This is a genomic window from Devosia sp. J20-27 (assembly GCF_055808595.1).
In genome coordinates this window covers 854770-876618 of sequence record NZ_CM147875.1, presented here as the reverse complement: position 1 = coordinate 876618, position 21849 = coordinate 854770, and the positions used below count along the sequence as shown (strand labels likewise).

Genomic DNA, 21849 nt, shown 5'->3' with positions numbered 1-21849 from the left:
GGCAGCGGCCAGCGGCCCGGAAGGCCTAGTCGCCGGGGCGTTCGCCCTTCGGTTCGACCTTCGGCTCGACCTCGGTTTCGACCTGCGGGCCGCGGCCGGGATCGAGGGCGTCGACGGGAATGGAAAAGCTCCACTCGATGCCATCGGCATGCAGCGTGCGTTCGACATCGGCGCCGAGCGCCCGGCCGACCATGTTTTCGAGCACGGTGGTGCCAAAACCCCTGCGGTCGGGAAGCCGGCCCATCACCGGCACGCGTTCCCGCCACAGCACCTCGACGCGATCGTCCGTCCGGCTCCAGGCGACGCGCAGCGTGCCGGCATCGCTGGAAAAGGCACCATATTTGACAGCATTGGTGGCCAGCTCGTGGGCCGCCATGCCGAGGATCTGGGCGGCCTGGATATTGAGCCGGACCGGCGGGCCGGAGAGGGCCACGCGCACATTGTCGACGGTGCAGAAGGGCTCGATCTGGCGGTGCAGCAGTTCCTCGAGATCGACGCCCGCCGCGCCATTGGCGAGCAGCAGGTCGGTGGAGCGGGCGAGGCCGAAGATGCGCTTTTCGAAGCTGGAGACGAAATCGGGCACCGAGTCGGCGCCCCTGGCGGTCTGCTTGGCCATGGCGGCGATGACGGTCATCTGGTTCTTGGAGCGGTGCGCCAGCTCGCGCATCAGGAACCGGACTTCGACATCGGCGGCACGGCGGCGGCGCGACGCCTCGCTGAGGGCAGCGGCGACGTTGGCGATCTCGGTGATGGGATAGTTGCGCGGCGGCACCAGCTCGCCGGCACCGAGCAGTTCGGCATCGTCCTCGATGCGGTGTACCGAGCGGCCGATCTGCAGGCTGACCCAGTAGATGGCAAGGATGGCGGTGGTGGCCAGCAGCAGGCCGCCGACGATCAGCGACCACATGGCGTCCGAGAGCGGCCGGGCGACGATTTCGCTCGGCGCCCAGGCGACAAGGGCCCAGCCGGTGAGGACGGACCGCTGCACCACAGCCACGGCGGGAGCGCCATTGGCCTCAATCTTGATCCAGCTCTTGGAGGCCTGCAACTGCTCCAGGCTGGCGAGGCTGAACACCGTACCGGTGGCCGTTGCCGACTCGGAGCCGGCGATCACCCGTCCCTTGCCGTCAACCAGCGACACCCGCCAGCCTTCGGGCAGTTTGTCGGCCAGCAGCGTCGCTGCAAGGGCCTGGCCGTCACGGCTCATGCCGAGCACGAGGGGCGGCCCGGTGAGCGGATAGACGGGCTGCAGGATATTGTAGACGTAGCGTTTGGAAACGCTGCCCAGAACCAGGTCCGAAACGACGACGCTGCCCTGGTCCAGCGCCTTGCGACCCGAGACGGGGTCGTTGATCGGGCCCATGGGCGAGGGATAGGGAATGTTGGAATTAAGGATGGCCGTCATCTGGTCATCGAGCAGATAGGCAGAGGTATTGGTACCCTGCAGGCCCGCCTTGGCGCGGTCATGGAAGGCGGCAAAATCGCGGTTCAGCAGCGATGGCGTGGTGGCCAGCACCTTGAGGGTGGTGATGTTGGCCGTCAGTTCGCGCTCCACCGCCTGCACAATCGAGCGGGTGGTGCCGTTGATCAGCTCCTGGACAATACGTTCCTGTGCCTCGTTGTTGCGCTGCAGCAAGATGGCCGAAAACACGAATGTCGGGACCAGGGCAACCAGCGCGAGCAGCAGCAGGTAGACCGCTATAGGGCGCGGAACGCGCTGAAAACCAGTGCGTTTGGCTGCAGTATGCGCATCACTTTTGACGTCCGCCATGGATCCCCGAAATCAAACCGAGCTGTCGTAAACGCGGCGACGTGCGAAAGGTTCCGCTAGAGAATGACGCGTTCAGGCTTGAAATGGCCCGCCTCGACTTTGCCCAGGGCAATGGCCTTGCCGGCGAGGCTCGCCCAGGCGCTGTCGAGCCAGAGCGGCGCGCCGGCGCCGGTCAGCAGCACCGGATTGCCGTGCCGGATGGCGGTGGCCTGATCGGGCCCCATCCGCAGTTCGGGCAGCTGCGACAGCCCGGCCGAGACAGGCAGCAGCAGCGCATCGCGGTCGGTAGCGGCTTCGAGCGCCTCGAGCGTGACCGAACGCGCATCGGTGAAGGGGCCGACGGCCGCGCGGTGCAGGCGGACGACATGGCCGAACGTGCCGAGCGCCTTGGCCAGATCGCGCGCCAGGGCCCGGACATAAGTGCCCTTTTCGCAAGTCATCTCGAAATCGGACGAGGTTTCGCCATGCACGAGCAGGCTGAGGCTGTCGATGACGACCGGCCGCGGTTCGAGCCTGACGGTTTCGCCGGCGCGCGCCAGATCGTAGGCGCGCTCGCCATCCACCTTGATGGCTGAAAACGCGGGCGGGGTCTGCATGATCTCGCCGGTGAAAGCGCCGAGCGCGGCCTCGACCGCCGCCTGGTCGGGGCGGTGGTCGGAGGTGGCAACGACTTCGCCCTCGGCGTCATCGGTAGTGGTCGAACTGCCCCACAGAATGGTGAAGCGATAGACCTTCTTGCCATCCTGGATGACCGGCACCGTCTTGGTGGCCTCGCCGAGCGCGATCGGCAGGATGCCGGTGGCCAGGGGATCGAGGGTGCCGGCGTGGCCGCCCTTTTTGGCGCTGAAGAGCCATCGCACCTTGCCCACCGCCTGGGTGGAGGTCATGTCATAGGGCTTGTCGAGCACGAGCCAGCCCGACACGTCACGTTTGGAGGATTTTGCGGTCAAGGAGACTCAGTCGTCCTGTTGGTCGTCAGTGTTCAGGTCGCGCTGCACGCGATCGGTGCGCAGCAGGGCGTCGATGCGGCTGAACTCGTCAAAGGTAGTATCGACGAAAAAGCGCACTTCGGGCGCGAACTTCAGGTTGAGTTCGGGCGCGATGCGGCCGCGGATGAACTTGCGATGGCGGTTGAGGGCCTCGACGATCTCCTCGGCGCGCTGCCCGCCCAGCGGCATGACATAGGCGCTGGCCAGCTTGAGGTCATTGCTCATGCGCACTTCGGGCACGGTGATCACGGCACCGGTCAGCACCTCGTCCTCCACATCGCCGCGCGCGAACACGGCGGCCAGCGAGTGGCGCACCAGTTCGCCGACGCGCAGCATGCGCTGCGAAGGCCCGGTGGGCTTGTGATTGTCTTTCTTCATATGCCCGAGTTAGGCGCTTGGCGGTCCGCCGTCAACGTGGCGCGTGTCAGGTGCCGGAGCGGAGGATGAGGCTGGACTGCTGCTGGAGTTCTGCGGCCCGGGCCTCGAGATCGGCGCGGCTCACCGGCCAGGTCCCGGGGTCGGACGGGTCGAAGACCGGGCCCTTCCACTCCTGGTAGACGACGCCCACGCCCTTGTCGGTCTTGCGGAACACCGAGACCATGACCTCGCCCTGGCCCTTGAGGGTCTTGATGGCATCGAGATAGGCGCCGCAGATAAAGACCAGGGGCGGGAAGTCGTCGGGGGTTTCCTCGCCAAGCACGAAATAGCCGGTCAATTTGGGATTGCAGGGCTTGGAATAGCCGAAAATGGTGGCATTGCGGTAGTCGGTGAGGGTGCGCGTGGTGTCGAGCGTGATGCGGGCTGCATAGGTCGTGGTCCAGTCGTCAAAGCTCTGTCCGGCCGGAAAGAACTCGACAAAGGCCTGCCTGTCGTCGGCGTAGGTGTTGTGCTGCACGAGGGCGGCAACGTCGGCGTTGAGCCGTTCGGCGGCGGTCAGCCAGTCGGGCAGCGGAAAGGCGAAGCGATGCCCGGCCGAGTCGAAATGAAAAAGCGCGCCGCTCTGGGTGAGTGATGCGTCTTCGCCCTGTGCCGCGGCGCCGGTCACGCAAAGGGCTACCGCCATCGCAGCGCCCGACAGCATCCGTCCCAACGTCTTCATGGCGAACTCCTCCCAAAGGTGCGGCGGGAACCTAGATCACCATGTGCCGGGCGTCGAGGTGCTCGCGTCAGCGTGGCCATTCGGTCACACTGCCCGACCGATGGCACGAATGTGATCGCGGCGGTGCAACGGAGGCCGGCAGACGGCGTTGGTTCGTGCCCTGTCCTCGCCGTGTGAGTATGCCTTGACCAGCCGCCGCCTTTTCCTCCTCGGACTGTCTGCCTTGACCCTGACGGCCTGCTCGTCGACCGGCCCCCGCTCACTCGGCGACGGCCGCGTCGTGATCGATGTGGACGAGCCATGGGCGACCTATTATGCCGCCAAGACCGATGAACCCTTTCCGGTGCCGGCAATCGATGTGCGCCGGGTGCCCAGACAGTTCTGGCGACAGCACGTCCCCTACGCGAGCGCCTATGCGCCGGGCACCATCGTGGTCAACACGACCGAGCGCTTCCTCTACCTGATCGAGCCGAACGGCATGGCAATGCGCTATGGCGTGGGCGTGGGTCGCGATGAGGGACTGAACTTTCGCGGCACGGCAGTGATTGCGCGCAAGGCCGAATGGCCGCGCTGGACGCCGACCGCCAACATGATCCGGACACAGCCGGCGCGCTATGGCCCGGTGGCGTCCGGCCTGCCCGGCGGCACCAATAATCCGCTCGGGCCGCGGGCGCTGTATCTCTACCGGAATGGCAAGGATACGCATTTTCGGCTGCACGGGACGCTGGAGCCCTACACCATCGGGCAGCAGGTGTCGTCCGGGTGTATCAGATTGATAAATCAGGATATTATCGATCTCTACAACCGCGTGCCGACGGGTACGAAGGTGGTCGTGACGAGCTGACGCCGCACCAGGGCCACAGAGATGAACGCCGTCTGAACAGGCCTAGCGGTAGCCGGCGGCCTGCAGTTCGAAGAGTTCGGCATAGCGGCCGCCCTCGGCGATGAGTTCGGCATGCGTGCCGGACTCGGCGACCTTGCCATCGGCGAGGACGACGATGCGATCGGCCATGCGCACCGTCGAGAAGCGGTGCGAGATCAGCACCGCTGTGGTGCCCTCGGCAAGGTTCTTGAAACGCTGGAACACTTCAGCCTCGGCGCGGGCGTCGAGGGCCGCCGTGGGCTCGTCGAGAATGATGACTTCGGCATTGCGCATATAGGCGCGGGCGATGGCGATCTTCTGCCATTCGCCGCCCGAGAGATCCTGACCCTTGGCAAACACCCGGCCGAGCATCTGGTCATAGGCCTCGGGCAGCTTGCGGATCACCGGATCGGCGAGACTCTGTTCGGCGCTGTGCACGATGCGTGCGCGGTCGGCGGAGGCATCGATGCGGCCCACGGCGATGTTTTCGGCAGCGGTGAAGCTGTAGCGCAGAAAGTCCTGAAAGATGACGCCGATATGCTGGCGCAGGTCGGGCGTTGCGAAGGATTTCAGATCGATGCCGTCGACCAGGATGCGGCCCTCGTCCGGGTCGTAGAGCCGGGTCATGAGCTTGACGATGGTGGTCTTGCCGGCGCCGTTCTCACCCACCAGCGCCAGCGTTTCGCCGGCGGGAGCGGTAAAGCTCAGGTTGCGGACCGCCCAGATGTCCGACCCCGGATAGCGGAAGCCGACATTCTCGAAGGTGATGCCCTGGCGCAGCGGGGCCGGGAACGCGACCGGCGTGGACGGTTCCAGAATGGTGGGGCTGATGTCGAAGAACGAGAAGAGATCATCGAGATAGAGGCTTTGCCCGGCGATCTGGGTGAAGCCGAGCAGGATCTGCTGCAGGTAGCCGTTGAGCTGGGCAAAGGATGTGGCGAGGAACACCAGATCGCCGATGGTAAAGTCGCCATGCAGGGTGCGCCAGACGATATAGGCATAGGCGCCGTAATAGGTGAGCGTCGAGATGGCGCCGAGTAGCCCGCCCCACACGGTGCGCTCGGTCTGCAGCTTGCGATTCTCGACAAAGATCTGCTCGGACAGCGTCTTGAAGCGGCCGAAGAGGAAATCGCCGAGGCTGAAGAGCTTGATCTCCTTGGCGCTGTCGGCGCTGGCGCCGATCTGGCGCAGATACTCCATCTGCCGGCGCTCCGGCGAACGCTCGCGGCTGATCCAGTAGGCCAGCCTGTTGAAGCGGGTCTCGCCCCAGACGGCGGGCAGCAGGGCGATGAACAGCAGGAGGATCAGCACCGGGGCATAGACCAGCAGACCGATAGCGAAGCTGACGGCAGTCAGGACGGTTTGGCCTTGCGAGAACACCTGATTGAGCACGGTCGACCGGCTGGCAGCCTGACGACGGGCCCGTTCGAGCCGGTCCTGATATTCGGCCTGCTCGAAATGCTGCAGATCGAGATTGGCGGCATGGCGCATCAGATCGAGGCTGATGCGGTTGGAATGCTTTTCGCCGAGGAGTGCATCGACGAGGCCGATGGCGCGATTGAGGAGGTCGCGGCCGAACACCAGCACGAACTCGCCGGCCAGCAGCAGGAGCAGCGGCTCGAGGCGGCCGCTGGCGAGCCAGTCGGACAGGTCGGGGCCGGGACTTGGCAGCGCCGACTGGCGCACGACTTCGTCGATGATGAGCTTGGTAAACAGCAGGGCAAGCGGCGGAATGACGCCCACGATCAGGCGCAGGCCGATGCTGGCCGAGGTCAGCGCCGGACTGGTACTCCAGATCTGGGTGAACAGCTTGCCCAGATTGCGCAGCGTTTTCAGGCGCTCACCGCGATCAAAGGGCAGAGATGCCGGGGGTTCGAGCTTCCGGCCACCAACGCCGCGCATGGAAATCCTTGGGATGCAACAGAACGCTTCTAGCTAGTCCTGCCTCGCGCCCGACGCAACCTGCACGAGCCGGCAGGTGCGAGAAAGCAGTCGCGGCGGAGGCGCGGCAGGGATAAGCAGGCGGCATGAACAGCGAACCCAGTTTTGAGATCTTCCTCGTCACCGCACCAGGGCTGGAACAGACGCTTTGCGCCGAGGCGCTGGCCTGCGGCTTTGCCGACGCGGCAGTTGTCGATGGCGGCGTGCTGCTGCATGGCGGCTGGGCCGAGATCTGGAAGGCCAATCTGGAACTGCGCGGGGCGACGCGGGTGCTGGTGCGGATTGCCAGTTTCCGGGCCATGCATCTGGCCCAGCTCGACAAGCGGGCCCGCAAGCTGCCCTGGGCCGAGTACCTGCGGGCCGATGTGCCGTTTCGCGTCGAGGCGGCGTGCAGGCGCTCCAAAATCTACCATGCCGGAGCGGCCGAGCAGCGGGTGGCGACGGCGATCCGCGAAGCGCTGGGAGCGCCGCAGGCCGACGATGCCACGGTGCGCGTCATGGTGCGGATCGACGACGACCTCTGCACCATCAGCCTCGATACCTCCGGCGAGTCGCTGCACAAGCGCGGCCACAAGGAGGCGGTGAACCGGGCGCCGATGCGCGAGACCATGGCGGCCATGTTCCTGCGGCAATGCGGCTTTGCCGGGACCGAGCCGGTGCTCGACCCGATGTGTGGCTCGGGCACGTTCGTGATCGAGGCGGCGGAGATGGCCATGGGCCTCAAGCCGGGACGGAGCCGCGCTTTTGCCTTCGAGCAGTTCGCCCGATTTGATGCGGCGGCATGGAGCGGGCTGCGACTGGTGGCCGATGCAACCACAGCGACAGGCCTGCGATTTCACGGCAGCGACCGGGACGCCGGGGCGATCGAGATGAGCCGGGCCAATGCCGAGCGCTCGGGGGTCAGTGCCATCACCGAATTCCGGCAGGTCGACATCGTCGATCTGTCGCCACCGGACGGGCCGCCGGGCCTGGTGATCGCCAACCCGCCCTATGGCCTGCGACTGGGCGACCGACGCGATGTGCAGGGACTTTATGCGGCGCTGGGTAAGACATTGAGGGCCCGATTCAAGGGCTGGCGCGTCGGCATCATCACCACCGAGGCCGGGCTGGCCAAGCAGACCACCTTGCCCTTCCTGCCGCCGGGCCCGCCGGTGCTGCATGGCGGCACCCGCGTGACGCTGTTCCAGACGGCCGCGCTGCGCTGACCGTTTCGGCCGATTGAGCCCTGTGCAGGGGCGACCTCGTGACCGGCGCGATTGCCTAATTTTGACCAATTGATAAAATTTACGAGCGGGGTTAGCCTCCCTCTCTCGATTGGTCCAAGGAGGGAGCGCGGTCCATGGTGCACGATCTGCTCAAGCAAACTGATCTGCTCAAACAGGGTATCGCTGCGGCGCGTCTGGCGCCGGAGCAATATGCCGAGAATTTCTCGGACCTGCATCCGCCGCTGGACCGGCATGAGGCCTTCGTCGAGGCCGACCGCTGCTACTTCTGCTACGACGCGCCGTGCATGAACGCCTGTCCGACCTCCATCGACATTCCGCTGTTCATCCGCGAAATCTCCACCGGCAATCCGCTCGGCGCCGCCGAAACCATTTTCGAACAGAACATCCTCGGCGGCATGTGCGCCCGCGTCTGTCCCACCGAGCAACTGTGCGAAGAGGCCTGCGTGCGGGAAGAGGCCGAGGGCAAGCCGGTCAAGATCGGCCTCCTGCAGCGCTACGCCACCGATATCGCCATGGACGAGGACAGGCAGTTCTTCACCCGCGGTGCCGAAACCGGCAAGCAGGTCGCCATTGTCGGCGCCGGGCCGGCCGGCCTCGCCTGCGCCCACCGCCTCTCCATGCACGGTCACACCGTCACCATCTTTGACGCGCGCCCCAAGGCCGGCGGCCTCAACGAATACGGCATTGCCAGTTACAAGACACCCGATGGCTTTGCCCAGCACGAAGTCGACTACGTCACCGCCATCGGTGGCATCAGCATCGAAACCGGCAAGGTGCTGGGCGAGCATTTCTCCCTCAGCGACCTCACCGCCAGGTATGACGCCGTCTTCCTCGGCATGGGGCTTGGCGGCGTCAACGCGCTGCGCGCCGAGGGCGAGGACGCTCCGGGCGTCGATGATGCCATCAACTTCATCGGCGAACTGCGCCAGGCCAGCGATCTCGCGTCGCTGCCCATCGGCCGCCGGGTTGTGGTCATCGGCGGCGGCATGACCGCGGTGGATGCGGCCGTGCAGTCGAGGCTCCTCGGCGCCGAGGAGGTGACCATGGTCTATCGCCGCGGCAAGGCACAGATGAACGCCTCCGAATTCGAGCAGGACCTGGCGGCCGCCAAGGGAGTCACCATCCGTCATTGGCTGGCGCCCAGGCGCGTGCTGGTCACCGACGGCAAGGTCAGCGGCATCGAGCTGAGCTATATGGCCCTCGACGAGTCCGGCGCCCTCAAGCCGACCGGCGAGACCACCACCATCGCCTGCGACCAGATCTTCAAGGCCATCGGCCAGACCCTCGCCACTGACGGCGAAGGCGTGGCGCTGGCCGGCGGCCGCATCGAGGTCGACGGCGAAGGCCACACCACGCTGCCCAAGGTCTGGGCCGGCGGCGACTGCGCCACCGGCGGCGACGATCTGACCGTGACCGCCGTCGCCGAAGGCCGCGACGCCGCCGAAAGCATCAATCGCTATCTGATGCGGGCCTGAGCGCCATGTGTACTGCTTTGGCCAACCGTCTTTCCACGAAGGGGATCTTTCATGGCTGATATCCGCAACAACTTCGTCGGCATCAAATCGCCCAATCCGTTCTGGCTGGCGTCCGCGCCGCCCACCGACAAGGCCTATAATGTCGAGCGCGCCTTCAAGGCGGGCTGGGGCGGCGTGGTGTGGAAGACACTGGGCGAGGAAGGCCCGCCGGTCGTCAACGTCAATGGCCCGCGCTATGGCGCCATCTGGGGCGCCGACCGCCGCCTGCTCGGCTTCAACAATATCGAGCTGATCACCGATCGCTCGCTGCAGATCAACCTGCAGGAAATGAAGCAGGTGAAGATGAACTGGCCGGACCGGGCCGTCATCGCCTCCATCATGGTCCCCTGCGAGGAGGACGCCTGGAAGGCCATCCTGCCGCTGGTCGAGGAAACCGGCGTCGACGGCATCGAGCTCAATTTCGGTTGCCCGCACGGCATGAGCGAGCGCGGCATGGGCGCCGCCGTCGGTCAGGTGCCCGAATATGTCGAAATGGTCGTGCGCTGGTGCAAGCAGTATTCGCGCATGCCGGTGATCACCAAGCTGACGCCCAACGTCACCGACGTCCGCCGGCCGGCCCGCGCGGCCCACAAGGGCGGCACCGACGCAGTGAGCCTGATCAACACCATCAATTCGATCACCGCGGTCAATCTCGATACCTTCTCGCCGGAGCCCTCGATCGATGGCAAGGGCAGCCACGGCGGCTATTGCGGCCCCGCCGCCAAGCCGATCGCCCTGCACATGGTGGCCGAGATCGCCCGCGATCCCGAAACTGCCGGCCTGCCGATCTCCGGCATCGGCGGCGTCACCACCTGGCGCGATGCGGCCGAATTCATGGCGCTGGGCGCCGGCAATGTGCAGGTCTGCACCGCCGCCATGGTCTATGGCTTCAAGATCGTCGAGGAGATGATCTCGGGCCTCTCCAACTGGATGGACGAAAAGGGTCACGCCACGCTGGACGATTTCGCCGGCCGCGCCGTGCGCAACGTCTCCGACTGGCAGTATCTCAACCTCAACTACGTCACCAAGGCCAGGATCAACCAGGATCTCTGCATCTCCTGCGGCCGCTGCCATATTGCCTGCGAGGACACCTCGCACCAGGCGATCATGAAGGAAAAGGACGGCAAGCGTCACTTCGAGGTCATGGACGACGAGTGCGTCGGCTGCAACCTCTGCGTCAATGTCTGCCCGGTCGAGGACTGCATCACCATGGAGGCGCTCGCCCCCGGCATGCTCGATGAACGCACCGGCAAGGTGGTGTCGGGCGACTACGCCAACTGGACCACCCACCCCAACAACCCGTCAGCCAAGGCAGTCGAGCCCGCCGAGTAGCGCCTCATCCTATCTGTCGCCGAGCGAACCACAGCGCCATCAGCGCTGTGGCGCCGGGAAATATCACGGCATAGCCGACAATTCCGATATTGCGCAGTTGCATATTTCCCCCGGGAATGCCGGACAGCCCGGCAAGAGCGAGCAGTCCGCTCACCACCAGCAGCAGCCGGATCGCCCGGCCCAGCCGGTCGCCGCCGAAAAGCGCCGCAAGGCAAAAGGCCAGCAGCGGAAAGAAGACATCCCATGCGAGAATGTCGAGCACATAGGCCAGTGAGGGCCAGCGAAACGACACCAGCAACGCCGCCATCGGCTGGTTGCTGAACTGCGGGCTGCGGCTCAGCACCAGCACCGAAAAGTGCACCGCGCTGGTGAGCCCGCCGAGCATGCCGGCGAACGCCAGCGCTGCAAGCGCGACCGATGGCAACTGCGACCGGGCAGCCTCGTGTACGGCGACCACTAGTGCGACCAGTACCGGCATCAGCAGCAGGATCAGCACCTCCATGGCGGTGAACCATGGATCGGCAATCGGATCGTCCGGTGTGCGAAGCGTTAGCAGGCCGATGACGGTGACGGTTGCGTAGAGCACTGAAAGGGCGACAAAGACCACAGCGCTGAACAGGCCCAGTCTGCGGGTCACAGGTGAAAGCAGCATGGCCTTCTCCTCGTCATTGGTACTGCGACGCTATTGGCGGCGCACCACCGTTGCCATGACGCAGATCAATTCTCTCGCGATGGTCACTGCGGGCCGCAGAGGTTTGACAGCTCGCCGAACTCTCCCTTAACCATCGCCCCAATGCCCGCTTCGCCGGTAAGGAATAGGGAACGCGCTACCCTGTAGCCTCGCTGTAATTGGGGCGGGGCGCGTAGAATTTGGCACAGCATTATCTCCTGGAGACGGCCACGGCCGGGGCGCGGCAGGCACGTTTCGGCAAGAAGAACGCCAGTACGCGCGGCGCCATCTCCGAGTTCCTGTCCTCGCCCAACCGGTTGATCCTGACCGGCGTTTTCGGCGTCATCTTCCTGCTGTCCTTCTTCATGATCGCCACTCTGGGCGCCGTCAGGATCATCGACACCAAGTCGATCGAGGTCGAGCGCGAGCGCGCCACCATCGCCATCGGGCTGGCCCAGCAGGCCGGCATTGCCCTCGACAGCCCGACGATCCAGAAAATCGGCCGCGACTATGCGCTGCACGATGTCCGCCTCGCCAGGGCCGGTCAGTTGCAGGCCAACGAGGTGTCGATGCCGCTCGCCGGCAGCACGCTGATCTTTGCCTGGACGCCACGCCGTATCGGCACCGAAACCTTTGTCGAGATTGCCCCCTTCCGCATCGGCGCCGCCCTGCTGGTGCTGGCTGCCGTCATCTTCATCCTGTTCCGGCTCTTCAACCTGGCGCGCGACCTCGAGGCCCGGCGCCGCGCCGCCCGCGAACTGGCCACCAGCGATCCGCTGACCGGCCTTGCCAACCGCCGCGGCTTTGCCGAGGTGCTGGATGCCAGTTTCGACTCCGGCGCGCCGCTCTCGCTGCTCTATCTCGATCTCGACGGCTTCAAACTGGTCAACGACAACCACGGCCATGCCGCCGGCGACCAGATGCTGCAGAGCGTGGCCCAGCGCCTCATCAACGGCGTCGGCCCGGGCGATCTGGTGGCGCGAATTGGCGGCGACGAGTTCGTCATCCTGCGCCGCGGCCCGGCGACCCGCGCCGAATTGCACGAACTGGCGGCCGGCATCCATGCCCGTGTCACCCTGCCCTATGGCCTGGCCGAGGCGCAGGCCAGCGTCGGGCTCAGCATCGGCATCGCCATGCGCACCGACACCATGAGCGTCAATGATCTGGTGGCGGCCGCCGACGCGGCGCTCTATCGCGCCAAGGCCGCCGAGGGACTGGCATTCGCCTTCGCCGAGGACGTGTCGGAACGGCGCAACCGCGCCGCCTGAGCCCCGCATCAGTCCGCTGGACATTTGACCTGCCGGGCTCTACGCCCGGCGCCATGTCGCCCCGCCTTCTCGCCCATCTGGGCATGCTGCTGTTCTCGGCCTTCATCGCCGGCTCGTTCACCACGGGCGCGCTGGTGGTGCCCTATCTGGCGCCGGCCCCGCTCAATGCCATCCGCTTCATCCTCGCCGCCCTGCTGATGGGCGCCGCCGCCTTCGGTTTCGCCCGGCAGCGGTTTGCGCTACCCGGCGCCCTCTGGCGCTTCGGCATCACCGGCTTCCTGACGGCCATCTACTTCGTCACCATGTTCGTCGCGCTGACCATGACGCAGCCGGTGGCCACCAGCGCCGTCTATACGCTGGTGCCGATCATGACCGCGGTGACCGCCTGGTTCCTCGTCGGCCAGCGCTCCGGCCCGCCGGTGCTGCTCAGCCTCTTTGTCGCCGGTCTGGGCGCCATCTGGGTGATCTTCCGCGGCGATCTCGATGCGCTGCTGCGCTTTGATATCGGCACCGGCGAGCTGATTTATTTCGTCGGCTGCGTCGCCTATGCCGTCTACACGCCGCTGCTGCGCAAGTTCCAGCGCGGCGAGCCGGCCATGGTGCTCAGCTTCTGGACGCTGCTGGCCACGGCGTTCTGGATCACCCTCTATGGTCTCCCGGAGATTCTCGCCGTTGACTGGCTGCATTTGCCGGCCATCGTCTGGTGGGTGCTGCTCTATCTGGCGGTGGCGCCGACCGCGATCTGCTTTTTCCTGATCCAGTTCGCCTCAAGGCACCTGCCGGCCGCCAAGGTCATCGCCTATGGCTACCTGACGCCGGCTTTCGTCATCGTCTTCGAGGGCCTCGCCGGGCATGGCTGGACGTCGCTGAGCGTCGTCATCGGCGCCCTCGTCACCGTGCTGGGGCTGGTCGTGCTGGCGCTGGTGCCGGACGAGCGCCGGCTCAGGGCGCGTTGACCACTGCCGGCTTGCCGAACTTGACGCTGATATAGCGCTGCGGCCCGTCTTCGTGGATGGCCACGAGGTCGAGCGCTTTGAGCGAATTGAGGAACTTGCCGGCACCGCCGACCCGCGCCGCGAGGTCAGGCGCCTTTTCCTTGATGTAGGTGGCTGCCGTCGACGTCAGCACGCGCCCCTTGGCGCCGCGCTCGCGGCAGACCGAGTGCAGCAATTCGTGCAAGCGCCGGATGTCGAGCTGGTCCAGCCCCCGTTCCACCGCCGCCGGCAGCAGCGGCAGCGGCGTGCGCAGCACATGAAATTCCGTGCATGCCTTGCGAAAGCTCTGGCCGGTCTTGTCTTCACCAAAGCCGAACACCGCGACATTGTCGCTGCGCAGCCGGCGCACCAGCGGCGTGAAGTCGCTGTCGCTGGAGACGATGCAGAAACCCTTGACCCGGCCGGCATGCAGCAGGTCCATGGCCGCAATGGTCATGGCGATATCGGCCGAGTTCTTGCCGCCATGGAACTGGTGCCGGAGTTCGATGCTCTCGCGCTGCGCCACCTCCTGCCAGCCCGGATGCGGCCAGGAGAAGAAGTCGCCATGCAATTGCCAGACGATCGGGTTGCCCAGCGCCTGGACCGGCGCATGCAGCGCTTCGAACAGCGCCGAGGAGACGTTTTCGGCGTCGATCAGAACAGCGAGCGGAATGCGCATGGTGGTCTCCGGAGAGGTGGCGCACCATGCGCTCCTATCCGTTCAGCAGAGGTTTGCGCCGCCCCCGCAGTTTTAGCGCTTGTGTTTACCCCTTCTTGGGCAACAGCCCGTGCAGGAACAGCGTCTCGAGATAGCGCGCCGCATCCTCGAAGCGGCCTTCGCCGCCGCGCTCCGGGCCGAGGACCGCCCGCACCTGCGCGTCGAAATCGGCATAGTGCTGCGTCGTCGCCCAGATCGAAAAGATCAGGTGGTAGGGGTCGGTGCGCTGCAACTTGCCCTGCGCCATCCAGGTCTCGAGGATCTGCGCCTTCTCGTCGACCAGTTGCTTGAGATCGCCCGCCAGCATGTCGATGGTGCGCGGTGCGCCCTGCAGCATTTCATTGGCGAACAGCCGGCTCTGCCGCGGAAAGTCGCGGCTCATTTCCAGCTTGCGCCGGATATAGGAGCGGATCTCGGGCACCGGGTCGCCATCGGCCGAGAACTCCCGCAGCGGCGCCAGCCAGATATCGAGCATCTCGGCGATCAGCCGCTTGTGGATCTCTTCCTTGCGCGGAAAATAGTAGAGCAGGTTCGGCTTGCTCATGCCGGCGGCCTCGGCGATCTGGTCGATCGTCGCGCCGCGAAACCCCTGCACCGAGAAAATGTCGAGCGCGGCATCGAGGATGATGTCCTGCTTCTCGCGCTGGATGCGCGTCAGCGGTCGCCCGACCTTGCCGGCCGGCTTGCGCGCGGCTTTCTCCGGCTTGACGGTCACCGTCACGGCTTACCCCTCTGCACTGTGCCGGCCGCCGAGCATTTTCATCTTGATCGGCGGCATGAGAGTGCTAACATTTTTCCAACTGGTCAAATTTCTGGATAACATGACGTAACGTCAAGCCACAATAAATGTGACCAAAAATATCAACAATAATACGACCGGGAGCCTGAAGGTGTCCAATCGCCTGAACGTCACACCAAACGACCTTAGCGCCTTCTGGATGCCTTTCACTGCCAATCGCCAGTTCAAGAAGGCGCCGCGCATGTTCGTGCGCGCCAAGGACATGCACTACACCACCTCCGATGGTCGTCAGGTGCTTGATGGCACGGCCGGCCTCTGGTGCGTCAATGCCGGCCATTGCCGGCCCAGGATCGTCGAGGCCATCGCCGAGCAGGCGGCCGAGATGGACTATGCTCCCGCCTTCCAGATGGGGCACCCCAAGGCCTTCGAACTGGCCAATGCGCTCGTCGGCATCGCCCCCGAGGGTCTCAATCACGTGCTCTACACCAATTCCGGCTCGGAATCGGTCGAGACCGCGCTCAAGGTGGCGCTGGCCTATCAGCGGGTGAAGGGCGAGGGCGCCCGCTTCCGCCTGATCGGCCGCGAGCGCGGCTATCACGGCGTCAACTTCGGCGGCATCTCGGTGGGTGGCATCGTCACCAACCGCAAGATGTTCGGCACGCTGCTCACCGGCGTCGACCACATGCCCCACACCCATACGCCGGGCAAGAACCAGTTCACCCGCGGCGAACGCGAGGAGGGCGCCGACGACCTGCTGGCCGAACTCGAGCGTATCGTCACCCTGCACGATGCCTCGACCATCGCCGCCGTCATCGTCGAGCCGGTCGCCGGCTCCACCGGCGTGCTTATCCCGCCCAAGGGTTACCTCAAGAAACTGCGCGAGATCACCAAGAAGCACGGCATCCTGCTGATCTTTGACGAAGTGATCACCGGCTTCGGCCGTGTCGGCACGCCCTTCGCAGCCGACTATTTCGGCGTCACGCCGGACATGATCGTCTGCGCTAAGGGGCTGACCAACGGCACCATTCCGATGGGCGCCGTGCTGGTCACCTCGGAAATCCACGATGCCTTCATGCAGGGTCCCGAGCACGCCATCGAGTTCTTCCACGGCTACACCTATTCGGGGAATCCGGTGGCCTCCGCCGCCGGCCTCGCCACGCTCGAAACCTACCGCGAGGAAGGCCTGCTGACCCGCGGCGCCGAACTGGCGCCCTACTGGGAAGAGGCACTGCATTCGCTCAAGGGCCTGCCGCACGTCATCGACATCCGCAATCTCGGGCTCATCGGCGCCGTCGAACTCGAGCCGATCGCCGGTTCGCCGACCAAGCGCGCCTTCTCGGCCTTCGTCAAAGCCTACGAGGCCGGCATTCTGATCCGCACCACCGGTGACATCATCGCCATGTCGCCGCCGCTGATCATCGAGAAGAGCCATATCGATACCCTGATCGGCACCCTGGCAGATATCCTGAAGACGCTGGAGTAAGCTGGAACAAACGTTCTGTTGCAGAACAAATGGAATGCATGTTCTAAGCCGGACACCCAAGCGGAGATTTCGTGATGACCACCATTCAGAATGCCATCGGCGGCAAGCTCGTCACCTCGACGAGCCCCCGCACCCAGCCGGTCTTCAATCCGGCCACCGGCGAACAGTCGGCCACCCTGCCGCTGTCGAGCGTCGATGAGATCAATGCCGCCGTGGCCTCGGCCAAGGCGGCGTTCCCGGCCTGGTCCAATACCCCGCCGATGAAGCGGGCCCGCGTCATGTTCAAGTTCAAGGCGCTGCTTGACCAGTATGCCGACGACCTGGCGCGTGAAATCTCGCGCGAGCACGGCAAGGTGCATGACGATGCGCTGGGCGAGGTCGCCCGCGGCATCGACTGCGTCGATTTTGCCTGCGGCATTCCGCAACTGCTCAAGGGCGAGTTCTCGCGCAATGTCGGCCCCTCGATCGACAGCTATTCCGACCGCCAGGCGCTCGGTGTCGTGGCCGGCATCACGCCGTTCAACTTCCCGGCCATGGTGCCGATGTGGATGTATCCCATCGCCATTGCCTGCGGGAACACCTTCATCCTCAAGCCCTCCGAGCGCGACCCGTCGGCGCCGATGCTGGCCTGGAAGCTGTTCATGGAAGCCGGGCTGCCCGAGGGCGTGCTCAACGTCATCCACGGCGACAAGGAAGCGGTCGATACGCTGCTCGACCATCCCGACGTCAAGGCGGTGAGCTTTGTCGGCTCCACCCCGATTGCCGAATATGTCTACCAGCGCGGCACCAGGGCCGGCAAGCGCGTGCAGGCCCTGGGCGGCGCCAAGAACCACATGATCGTCATGCCCGATGCCGACATGACCCAGGTCGCCGATGCCCTGATGGGCGCCGGCTACGGTTCGGCTGGCGAGCGCTGCATGGCCATCTCGGTGGCCGTGCCGGTGGGCGAAAAGACCGCCGACCGCCTGATCGAGGTGCTGAAACCCCGCGTCGAAAGCCTCAAGATCGGCCCGGCCACCGACAAGGATGCCGAGATGGGTCCGGTCGTCTCGGCCGCACACCGCGACAAGATCCTCGGCTATATCGATTCCGGCGTCGAGCAGGGCGCCGAGCTCGTTGTCGACGGCCGCGGCTTCAAGCTGCAGGGCTATGAGAACGGCTACTATGTCGGCGGCACGCTGTTCGACCACGTCAAGCCCGACATGAAGATCTACCGCGAGGAAATCTTCGGGCCGGTGCTCTCGGTTGTCCGCGCCGGCACCTACCAGGACGCCGTCGACCTCATCCACGGCCACGAATATGCCAATGGCACCGCCATCTTCACCCGCGACGGCGACGCCGCCCGCGAGTTCGCCGACAAGATCGAGGTCGGCATGGTCGGCATCAACGTGCCCATCCCGGTGCCGGTCGCCTACCACTCCTTCGGCGGCTGGAAGCGCTCGCTGTTCGGCGATCATTCCATCTATGGGCCGGAAGGCGTGCATTTCTACACCCGCCTCAAGACCGTCACCACGCGCTGGCCGGCGGGCATCAAATCCGGCGCCGAGTTCAGCTTCCCGAGCCAGAAGTAATGGTGCCATCCCCTCACCCAGTTCCGGGTCAGCCCCTCTCCCCGACCCTCTCCCTTGGGGGGAGAGGGGGCGATGAGGCAGACTCGGTGCTGCAATACCCTCTCCCCGCCGGGGAGTGGGCCAGGGTGAGGGGCAGTCACGGCGAAGGCGTTGCTGAGAACATTCTGGCGGCGATAGCGGGGCACCCCTCATCCGGCCAGCGCTACGCGCCGGCCACCCTCTCCCCTGAGGGACGAGGGTTGAGAGGAGCCAGTGCAGCGACCAGTCGTCAGCGCAGTTACCGGCTGACCGCCTATCTTCCCAGACTGTCCAAGGAGTAGCCCCATGTCCGCGCCCGGCGAAAATCTTCGGATCAATCCTGATCGTCTCTGGGACTCCATTCACGAGCTGGCGGAAATCGGGCCCGGCATTGCCGGCGGCTCCAACCGGCAGACGCTGACCGACCATGACGCCAAAGGCCGGGCTCTCTTTCAGAAGTGGTGCGAGGACGCCGGCATGAGCATGGGCGTCGACCAGATGGGCACCATGTTCATGACCCGCCCGGGCACTGATCCCGATGCCCTGCCGGTCTATGTCGGCAGCCATCTCGACACCCAACCGACCGGCGGCCGCTATGACGGCGTGCTCGGTGTGCTGGCCGGGCTCGAAGTGGTCCGCTCGATGAACGATCTCGGCATCAGGACGAAACACCCGATCGTCATCGTCAACTGGACCAACGAGGAGGGGGCGCGGTTCGCGCCGGCCATGCTGGCCTCCGGCGTCTTCGCCGGCATCCATACCCTCGACTATGCCTATGGCCGCAAGGACCCCGACGGCAAGACGTTCGGCGATGAGCTCAAGCGCATCGGCTGGCTCGGCGACGAACCGGTCGGCGCCCGCAAGATGCACGCCTATCTCGAATATCACATCGAGCAGGGCCCCATTCTCGAAGCTGAAAACAAGCAGATCGGCGTCGTCACCCACGGTCAGGGCCTGTGGTGGCTGGAATTCACGCTGACCGGCAAGGAGGCCCATACGGGCTCGACGCCGATGGCCATGCGCGTCAATGCCGGCCTCGCCATGGCCCGCATTCTCGAAATGGTGCAGACCGTCGCCATGGAGGCGCAGCCGGGCGCCGTCGGCGGCGTCGGCCAGATGTTCTTCTCGCCCAATTCGCGCAACGTGCTGCCCGGCAAGGTGGTGTTCACCGTCGACATCCGCTCGCCCGATCAGGCCAAGCTCGACGGCATGCGCGCCCGCATCGAGGCCGAGGCCCCGAAGATCTGCGCCGAGCTCGGCGTCGGCTGCGCCGTCGAGCCGGTCGGCCACTTCGATCCGGTGACCTTCGACCCGACGCTGGTCAAGCGCGTCCGCGACGCTGCCGAAACCCTCGGCTACAGCCACATGGACATCATTTCCGGCGCCGGCCACGACGCCTGCTGGGCCAACCGCTTGGCGCCATCGGTGATGATCATGTGTCCCTGCGTCGATGGCCTCAGCCACAACGAGGCCGAAGACATCTCCAAGGAATGGGCCACCGCCGGCGCCGACGTCCTGCTGCACGCCACGCTGGAAACCGCGGAGATCGTGGCGTGAGGCAAGTTGCTTCCGACAGGCGCTACTCACCTCTCCCTTTGGGGGAGAGGTCGCCGCGCAGCGGCGGGTGAGGGGGCCTTCGATGAGTGTACTCAAGACCCGCTTTGCCGCGCAGGCAGCCAAGACGCTGCGGGCCAACTCGACCGATGCTGAACGCAGACTCTGGGCTCACTTGCGCAACCGTCGGCTGCTGGGCTTCAAGTTCGTGCGCCAGCAACCGGTCGGACCATTCATTGCGGACTTTGCCTGTCGCGACGCCGATCTGCTGGTTGAGCTTGACGGTGGCCAGCATGCCCAGGCGAACGCCCGCAGGGACGATGCGTCGCGCACAGCGGTACTAGCCGAACATGGCTATGACGTGCTTCGGTTCTGGAACCACGACGTCATGAGCAATTTGGATGGCGTTCTCACCGAGATTGCCGCCAGACTGGAAAAGGCCCCCTCACCCGGACGCCGCTTCGCGACGCCCGACCTCTCCCCCCAGGGAGAGGTGACGGAGGCCACATCACATCAAGGGGCACGATCATGAGCAAAGTCATCAAGAACGGGACCGTCGTCACCGCCGACCTCACCTACAAGGCCGATGTGCGGGTCGAGAACGGCATCATCACCGAGATCGGGCCGAACCTCTCCGGCGGCGAGACCATGGATGCGACGGGCTGCTACATCATGCCGGGCGGCATCGATCCGCATACCCATCTCGAAATGCCCTTCATGGGCACCTATTCGGCCGACGATTTCGAATCCGGCACCCGCGCCGCGCTCTCGGGCGGCACCACCATGGTGGTCGATTTCTGCCTGCCCAGTCCCAACCAGTCGCTGCTCGAGGCGCTGCAGATGTGGGACAACAAGTCCGGCAAGGCCAGCTGCGACTACTCGTTCCACATGGCCGTCACCTGGTGGGGCGAGCAGGTGTTCAACGAAATGGCCGATGTCGTCGATCGCGGCATCACCAGCTTCAAGCACTTCATGGCCTACAAGGGCGCGCTGATGGTCAACGACGACGAGATGTTCGCCTCGTTCTCGCGCTGTGCCGAACTGGGTGCGCTGCCGCTGGTGCATGCCGAAAACGGCGACGTCGTCGCCGCCATGACGCAGAAGCTGCTGGCCCAAGGCAATAACGGCCCCGAGGCCCACGCCTACTCGCGCCCCCCTGAAGTCGAGGGCGAGGCCACCAACCGCGCCATCATGATCGCCGACATGGCCGGCGTGCCGCTCTATGTGGTGCATGTCTCCAGCGAGCAGGCGCATGAAGCCATCCGCCGCGCCCGCCAGCAGGGCATGCGCGTCTATGGCGAGCCGCTGGTGCAGCACCTGACCCTCGACGACAGCGAATATGCCAATCCCGACTGGGATCACGCGGCGCGGCGCGTCATGTCGCCGCCCTTCCGCAACAAGCTGCATCAGGATTCGCTCTGGGCCGGCCTGCAGTCGGGCTCGCTCTCGGTGGTCGCCACCGACCACTGCGCCTTCACCACGGAGCAGAAGCGCAACGGCATCGGCGACTTCTCCAAGATCCCCAACGGCACCGGCGGCCTCGAGGATCGGCTGGCGGTGCTCTGGAGCCGCGGCGTCAATACCGGCCGGCTGACCATGAACGAGTTCGTCGCCGTCACCTCGACCAACATCGCCAAGATCCTCAACCTCTACCCCAAAAAGGGCGCCGTGCTGGTCGGCGCCGATGCCGATCTCATCGTCTGGGATCCGGGCCGCAAGAAGACCATCTCGGCTGCCACGCAGCAATCGGCCATCGACTACAACGTCTTCGAGGGCTTCGAGGTCACCGGTCTGCCGCGCTTCGTCATGAGCCGCGGCAAGGTCTCGGTGATCGAGAACGAGGTCAAGGCCGAGCCGGGCCACGGCAAGTTCGTCGCCCGCGAAGCCAAAAATCCCGTCAACAAGGCTCTCAGCCAGTGGAAAGATGTCGTCGCGCCACGCAAGGTCGAACGCACCGGCATTCCGGCGACCGGGGTGTGATGACATGACCACCGAGTGCAACTGCGGCTGTGGTCAGCCGACTAAGGGTGGCCGCTTTCTACCCGGCCACGATCAGAAGCTTCGGGCGGAGATAGAAAAGCGCGCTGGGGGGCTCGAGGAGTTGCGCCGGATAGTGGAAA

Annotated in this window: 19 protein-coding genes; 11 read left to right on the top strand and 8 right to left on the bottom strand. The window is 65.3% G+C overall.

The features are described 5' to 3' along the window. Window positions 1-25: 25 nt before the first annotated feature. Genes AC0L4C_RS04235 through AC0L4C_RS04220 form a run of 4 tightly spaced genes read right to left on the bottom strand, consistent with a single transcriptional unit; the run spans window position 26 to window position 3859 of the window. The gene (locus AC0L4C_RS04235) at window positions 26-1771 is read right to left on the bottom strand and encodes a sensor histidine kinase (protein ID WP_473402293.1); all 1746 of its coding nucleotides are present in this window, start codon (window positions 1769-1771) and stop codon (window positions 26-28) included. Between the two features lie 56 nt (window positions 1772-1827). Next, window positions 1828-2721, bottom strand: a complete 894-nt coding sequence (gene truB, locus AC0L4C_RS04230; protein ID WP_473402291.1) for a tRNA pseudouridine(55) synthase TruB — start codon at window positions 2719-2721, stop codon at window positions 1828-1830. Window positions 2722-2727: 6 nt separating this feature from the next. Further along, window positions 2728-3138 carry a 30S ribosome-binding factor RbfA gene (gene rbfA, locus AC0L4C_RS04225; RefSeq protein ID WP_473402290.1) on the bottom strand — a complete coding sequence of 137 codons (411 nt, stop codon included), beginning with the start codon at window positions 3136-3138 and terminating at the stop codon, window positions 2728-2730. Window positions 3139-3184: 46 nt separating this feature from the next. Continuing rightward, window positions 3185-3859, bottom strand: coding sequence for a hypothetical protein (locus AC0L4C_RS04220; RefSeq protein WP_473402288.1), 675 nt, complete (start codon window positions 3857-3859; stop codon window positions 3185-3187). A gap of 184 nt (window positions 3860-4043) precedes the next feature. Here AC0L4C_RS04220 and AC0L4C_RS04215 point away from each other — a divergent pair, with 184 nt between their 5' ends. Further along, window positions 4044-4703 (top strand): L,D-transpeptidase, encoded by a 660-nt coding sequence (locus AC0L4C_RS04215; RefSeq protein WP_473402287.1) that lies wholly within the window; start codon window positions 4044-4046, stop codon window positions 4701-4703. Between the two features lie 42 nt (window positions 4704-4745). Here the strand turns inward: AC0L4C_RS04215 and AC0L4C_RS04210 are convergent, their stop codons facing one another. After that, a complete protein-coding gene (locus AC0L4C_RS04210) occupies window positions 4746-6623 on the bottom strand; it encodes an ABC transporter ATP-binding protein (protein WP_473402285.1) in 1878 nt (625 codons plus the stop codon). A 125-nt stretch (window positions 6624-6748) separates the two neighbouring features. Between AC0L4C_RS04210 and AC0L4C_RS04205 the strand changes: the two genes are divergently transcribed. The 3 genes from AC0L4C_RS04205 (at window position 6749) to preA (ending at window position 10734) form a co-directional block, all read left to right on the top strand. After that, the gene (locus AC0L4C_RS04205) at window positions 6749-7867 is read left to right on the top strand and encodes a THUMP domain-containing class I SAM-dependent RNA methyltransferase (protein WP_473402284.1); all 1119 of its coding nucleotides are present in this window, start codon (window positions 6749-6751) and stop codon (window positions 7865-7867) included. A gap of 134 nt (window positions 7868-8001) precedes the next feature. Next, entirely contained in the window at window positions 8002-9363 is a 1362-nt protein-coding gene (locus AC0L4C_RS04200) for an NAD(P)-dependent oxidoreductase (RefSeq protein ID WP_473402282.1), read from the top strand. Between the two features lie 51 nt (window positions 9364-9414). Further along, a complete protein-coding gene (preA, locus tag AC0L4C_RS04195; protein WP_473402281.1) occupies window positions 9415-10734 on the top strand; it encodes an NAD-dependent dihydropyrimidine dehydrogenase subunit PreA in 1320 nt (439 codons plus the stop codon). Between the two features lie 4 nt (window positions 10735-10738). Here preA and AC0L4C_RS04190 read toward each other — a convergent pair whose 3' ends face one another. After that, complete coding sequence (locus AC0L4C_RS04190; RefSeq protein WP_473402280.1) at window positions 10739-11386, bottom strand: hypothetical protein; 648 nt, start codon at window positions 11384-11386, stop codon at window positions 10739-10741. 218 nt (window positions 11387-11604) lie between these two features. Here AC0L4C_RS04190 and AC0L4C_RS04185 point away from each other — a divergent pair, with 218 nt between their 5' ends. Then, a complete protein-coding gene (locus AC0L4C_RS04185) occupies window positions 11605-12672 on the top strand; it encodes a GGDEF domain-containing protein (RefSeq protein ID WP_473402278.1) in 1068 nt (355 codons plus the stop codon). Window positions 12673-12725: 53 nt separating this feature from the next. Beyond that, complete coding sequence (locus tag AC0L4C_RS04180) at window positions 12726-13628, top strand: DMT family transporter (RefSeq protein ID WP_473402277.1); 903 nt, start codon at window positions 12726-12728, stop codon at window positions 13626-13628. Here AC0L4C_RS04180 and AC0L4C_RS04175 read toward each other — a convergent pair. Together AC0L4C_RS04175 and AC0L4C_RS04170 are read right to left on the bottom strand one after the other, a co-directional pair. Continuing rightward, the gene (locus AC0L4C_RS04175) at window positions 13615-14325 is read right to left on the bottom strand and encodes an NYN domain-containing protein (RefSeq protein WP_473402275.1); all 711 of its coding nucleotides are present in this window, start codon (window positions 14323-14325) and stop codon (window positions 13615-13617) included. The genes AC0L4C_RS04180 and AC0L4C_RS04175 overlap by 14 nt on opposite strands. Before the next feature lie 85 nt (window positions 14326-14410). Further along, window positions 14411-15079, bottom strand: a complete 669-nt coding sequence (locus AC0L4C_RS04170; RefSeq protein ID WP_473403447.1) for a TetR family transcriptional regulator C-terminal domain-containing protein — start codon at window positions 15077-15079, stop codon at window positions 14411-14413. Window positions 15080-15254: 175 nt separating this feature from the next. On the opposite strand from AC0L4C_RS04170, the gene aptA reads away from it, so the two are divergent. The 5 genes from aptA (at window position 15255) to hydA (ending at window position 21709) form a co-directional block, all read left to right on the top strand. Next, window positions 15255-16586: an omega-aminotransferase AptA gene (gene aptA / locus AC0L4C_RS04165; RefSeq protein ID WP_473402274.1), complete on the top strand. Its 1332-nt coding sequence runs from the start codon at window positions 15255-15257 to the stop codon at window positions 16584-16586. Between the two features lie 74 nt (window positions 16587-16660). Beyond that, window positions 16661-18157 carry a CoA-acylating methylmalonate-semialdehyde dehydrogenase gene (locus AC0L4C_RS04160; RefSeq protein WP_473402273.1) on the top strand — a complete coding sequence of 499 codons (1497 nt, stop codon included), beginning with the start codon at window positions 16661-16663 and terminating at the stop codon, window positions 18155-18157. A gap of 324 nt (window positions 18158-18481) precedes the next feature. Further along, window positions 18482-19732 (top strand): Zn-dependent hydrolase, encoded by a 1251-nt coding sequence (locus tag AC0L4C_RS04155; RefSeq protein ID WP_473402271.1) that lies wholly within the window; start codon window positions 18482-18484, stop codon window positions 19730-19732. Between the two features lie 82 nt (window positions 19733-19814). Then, on the top strand, window positions 19815-20261 hold the full coding sequence (locus AC0L4C_RS04150; protein ID WP_473402270.1) for an endonuclease domain-containing protein: 447 nt from the start codon (window positions 19815-19817) through the stop codon (window positions 20259-20261). After that, window positions 20258-21709 (top strand): dihydropyrimidinase, encoded by a 1452-nt coding sequence (hydA, locus tag AC0L4C_RS04145; protein WP_473402269.1) that lies wholly within the window; start codon window positions 20258-20260, stop codon window positions 21707-21709. Before AC0L4C_RS04150 ends, hydA begins: the two co-directional genes overlap by 4 nt. The last annotated feature ends 140 nt before the right edge of the window (window positions 21710-21849 follow it).

Coding starts and splice junctions, on each gene's coding strand:
- hydA (WP_473402269.1), top strand. CDS start 20,258: ATGAGCAAAGTCATCAAGAACGGGACCGTCGTCACCGCCGACCTCACC.
- preA (WP_473402281.1), top strand. CDS start 9,415: ATGGCTGATATCCGCAACAACTTCGTCGGCATCAAATCGCCCAATCCG.
- AC0L4C_RS04200 (WP_473402282.1), top strand. CDS start 8,002: ATGGTGCACGATCTGCTCAAGCAAACTGATCTGCTCAAACAGGGTATC.
- AC0L4C_RS04190 (WP_473402280.1), bottom strand. CDS start 11,386: ATGCTGCTTTCACCTGTGACCCGCAGACTGGGCCTGTTCAGCGCTGTG.
- AC0L4C_RS04205 (WP_473402284.1), top strand. CDS start 6,749: ATGAACAGCGAACCCAGTTTTGAGATCTTCCTCGTCACCGCACCAGGG.
- AC0L4C_RS04160 (WP_473402273.1), top strand. CDS start 16,661: ATGACCACCATTCAGAATGCCATCGGCGGCAAGCTCGTCACCTCGACG.
- AC0L4C_RS04155 (WP_473402271.1), top strand. CDS start 18,482: ATGTCCGCGCCCGGCGAAAATCTTCGGATCAATCCTGATCGTCTCTGG.
- rbfA (WP_473402290.1), bottom strand. CDS start 3,138: ATGAAGAAAGACAATCACAAGCCCACCGGGCCTTCGCAGCGCATGCTG.
- AC0L4C_RS04235 (WP_473402293.1), bottom strand. CDS start 1,771: ATGGCGGACGTCAAAAGTGATGCGCATACTGCAGCCAAACGCACTGGT.
- AC0L4C_RS04180 (WP_473402277.1), top strand. CDS start 12,726: ATGTCGCCCCGCCTTCTCGCCCATCTGGGCATGCTGCTGTTCTCGGCC.
- AC0L4C_RS04210 (WP_473402285.1), bottom strand. CDS start 6,623: ATGCGCGGCGTTGGTGGCCGGAAGCTCGAACCCCCGGCATCTCTGCCC.
- AC0L4C_RS04175 (WP_473402275.1), bottom strand. CDS start 14,325: ATGCGCATTCCGCTCGCTGTTCTGATCGACGCCGAAAACGTCTCCTCG.
- AC0L4C_RS04150 (WP_473402270.1), top strand. CDS start 19,815: ATGAGTGTACTCAAGACCCGCTTTGCCGCGCAGGCAGCCAAGACGCTG.
- AC0L4C_RS04220 (WP_473402288.1), bottom strand. CDS start 3,859: ATGAAGACGTTGGGACGGATGCTGTCGGGCGCTGCGATGGCGGTAGCC.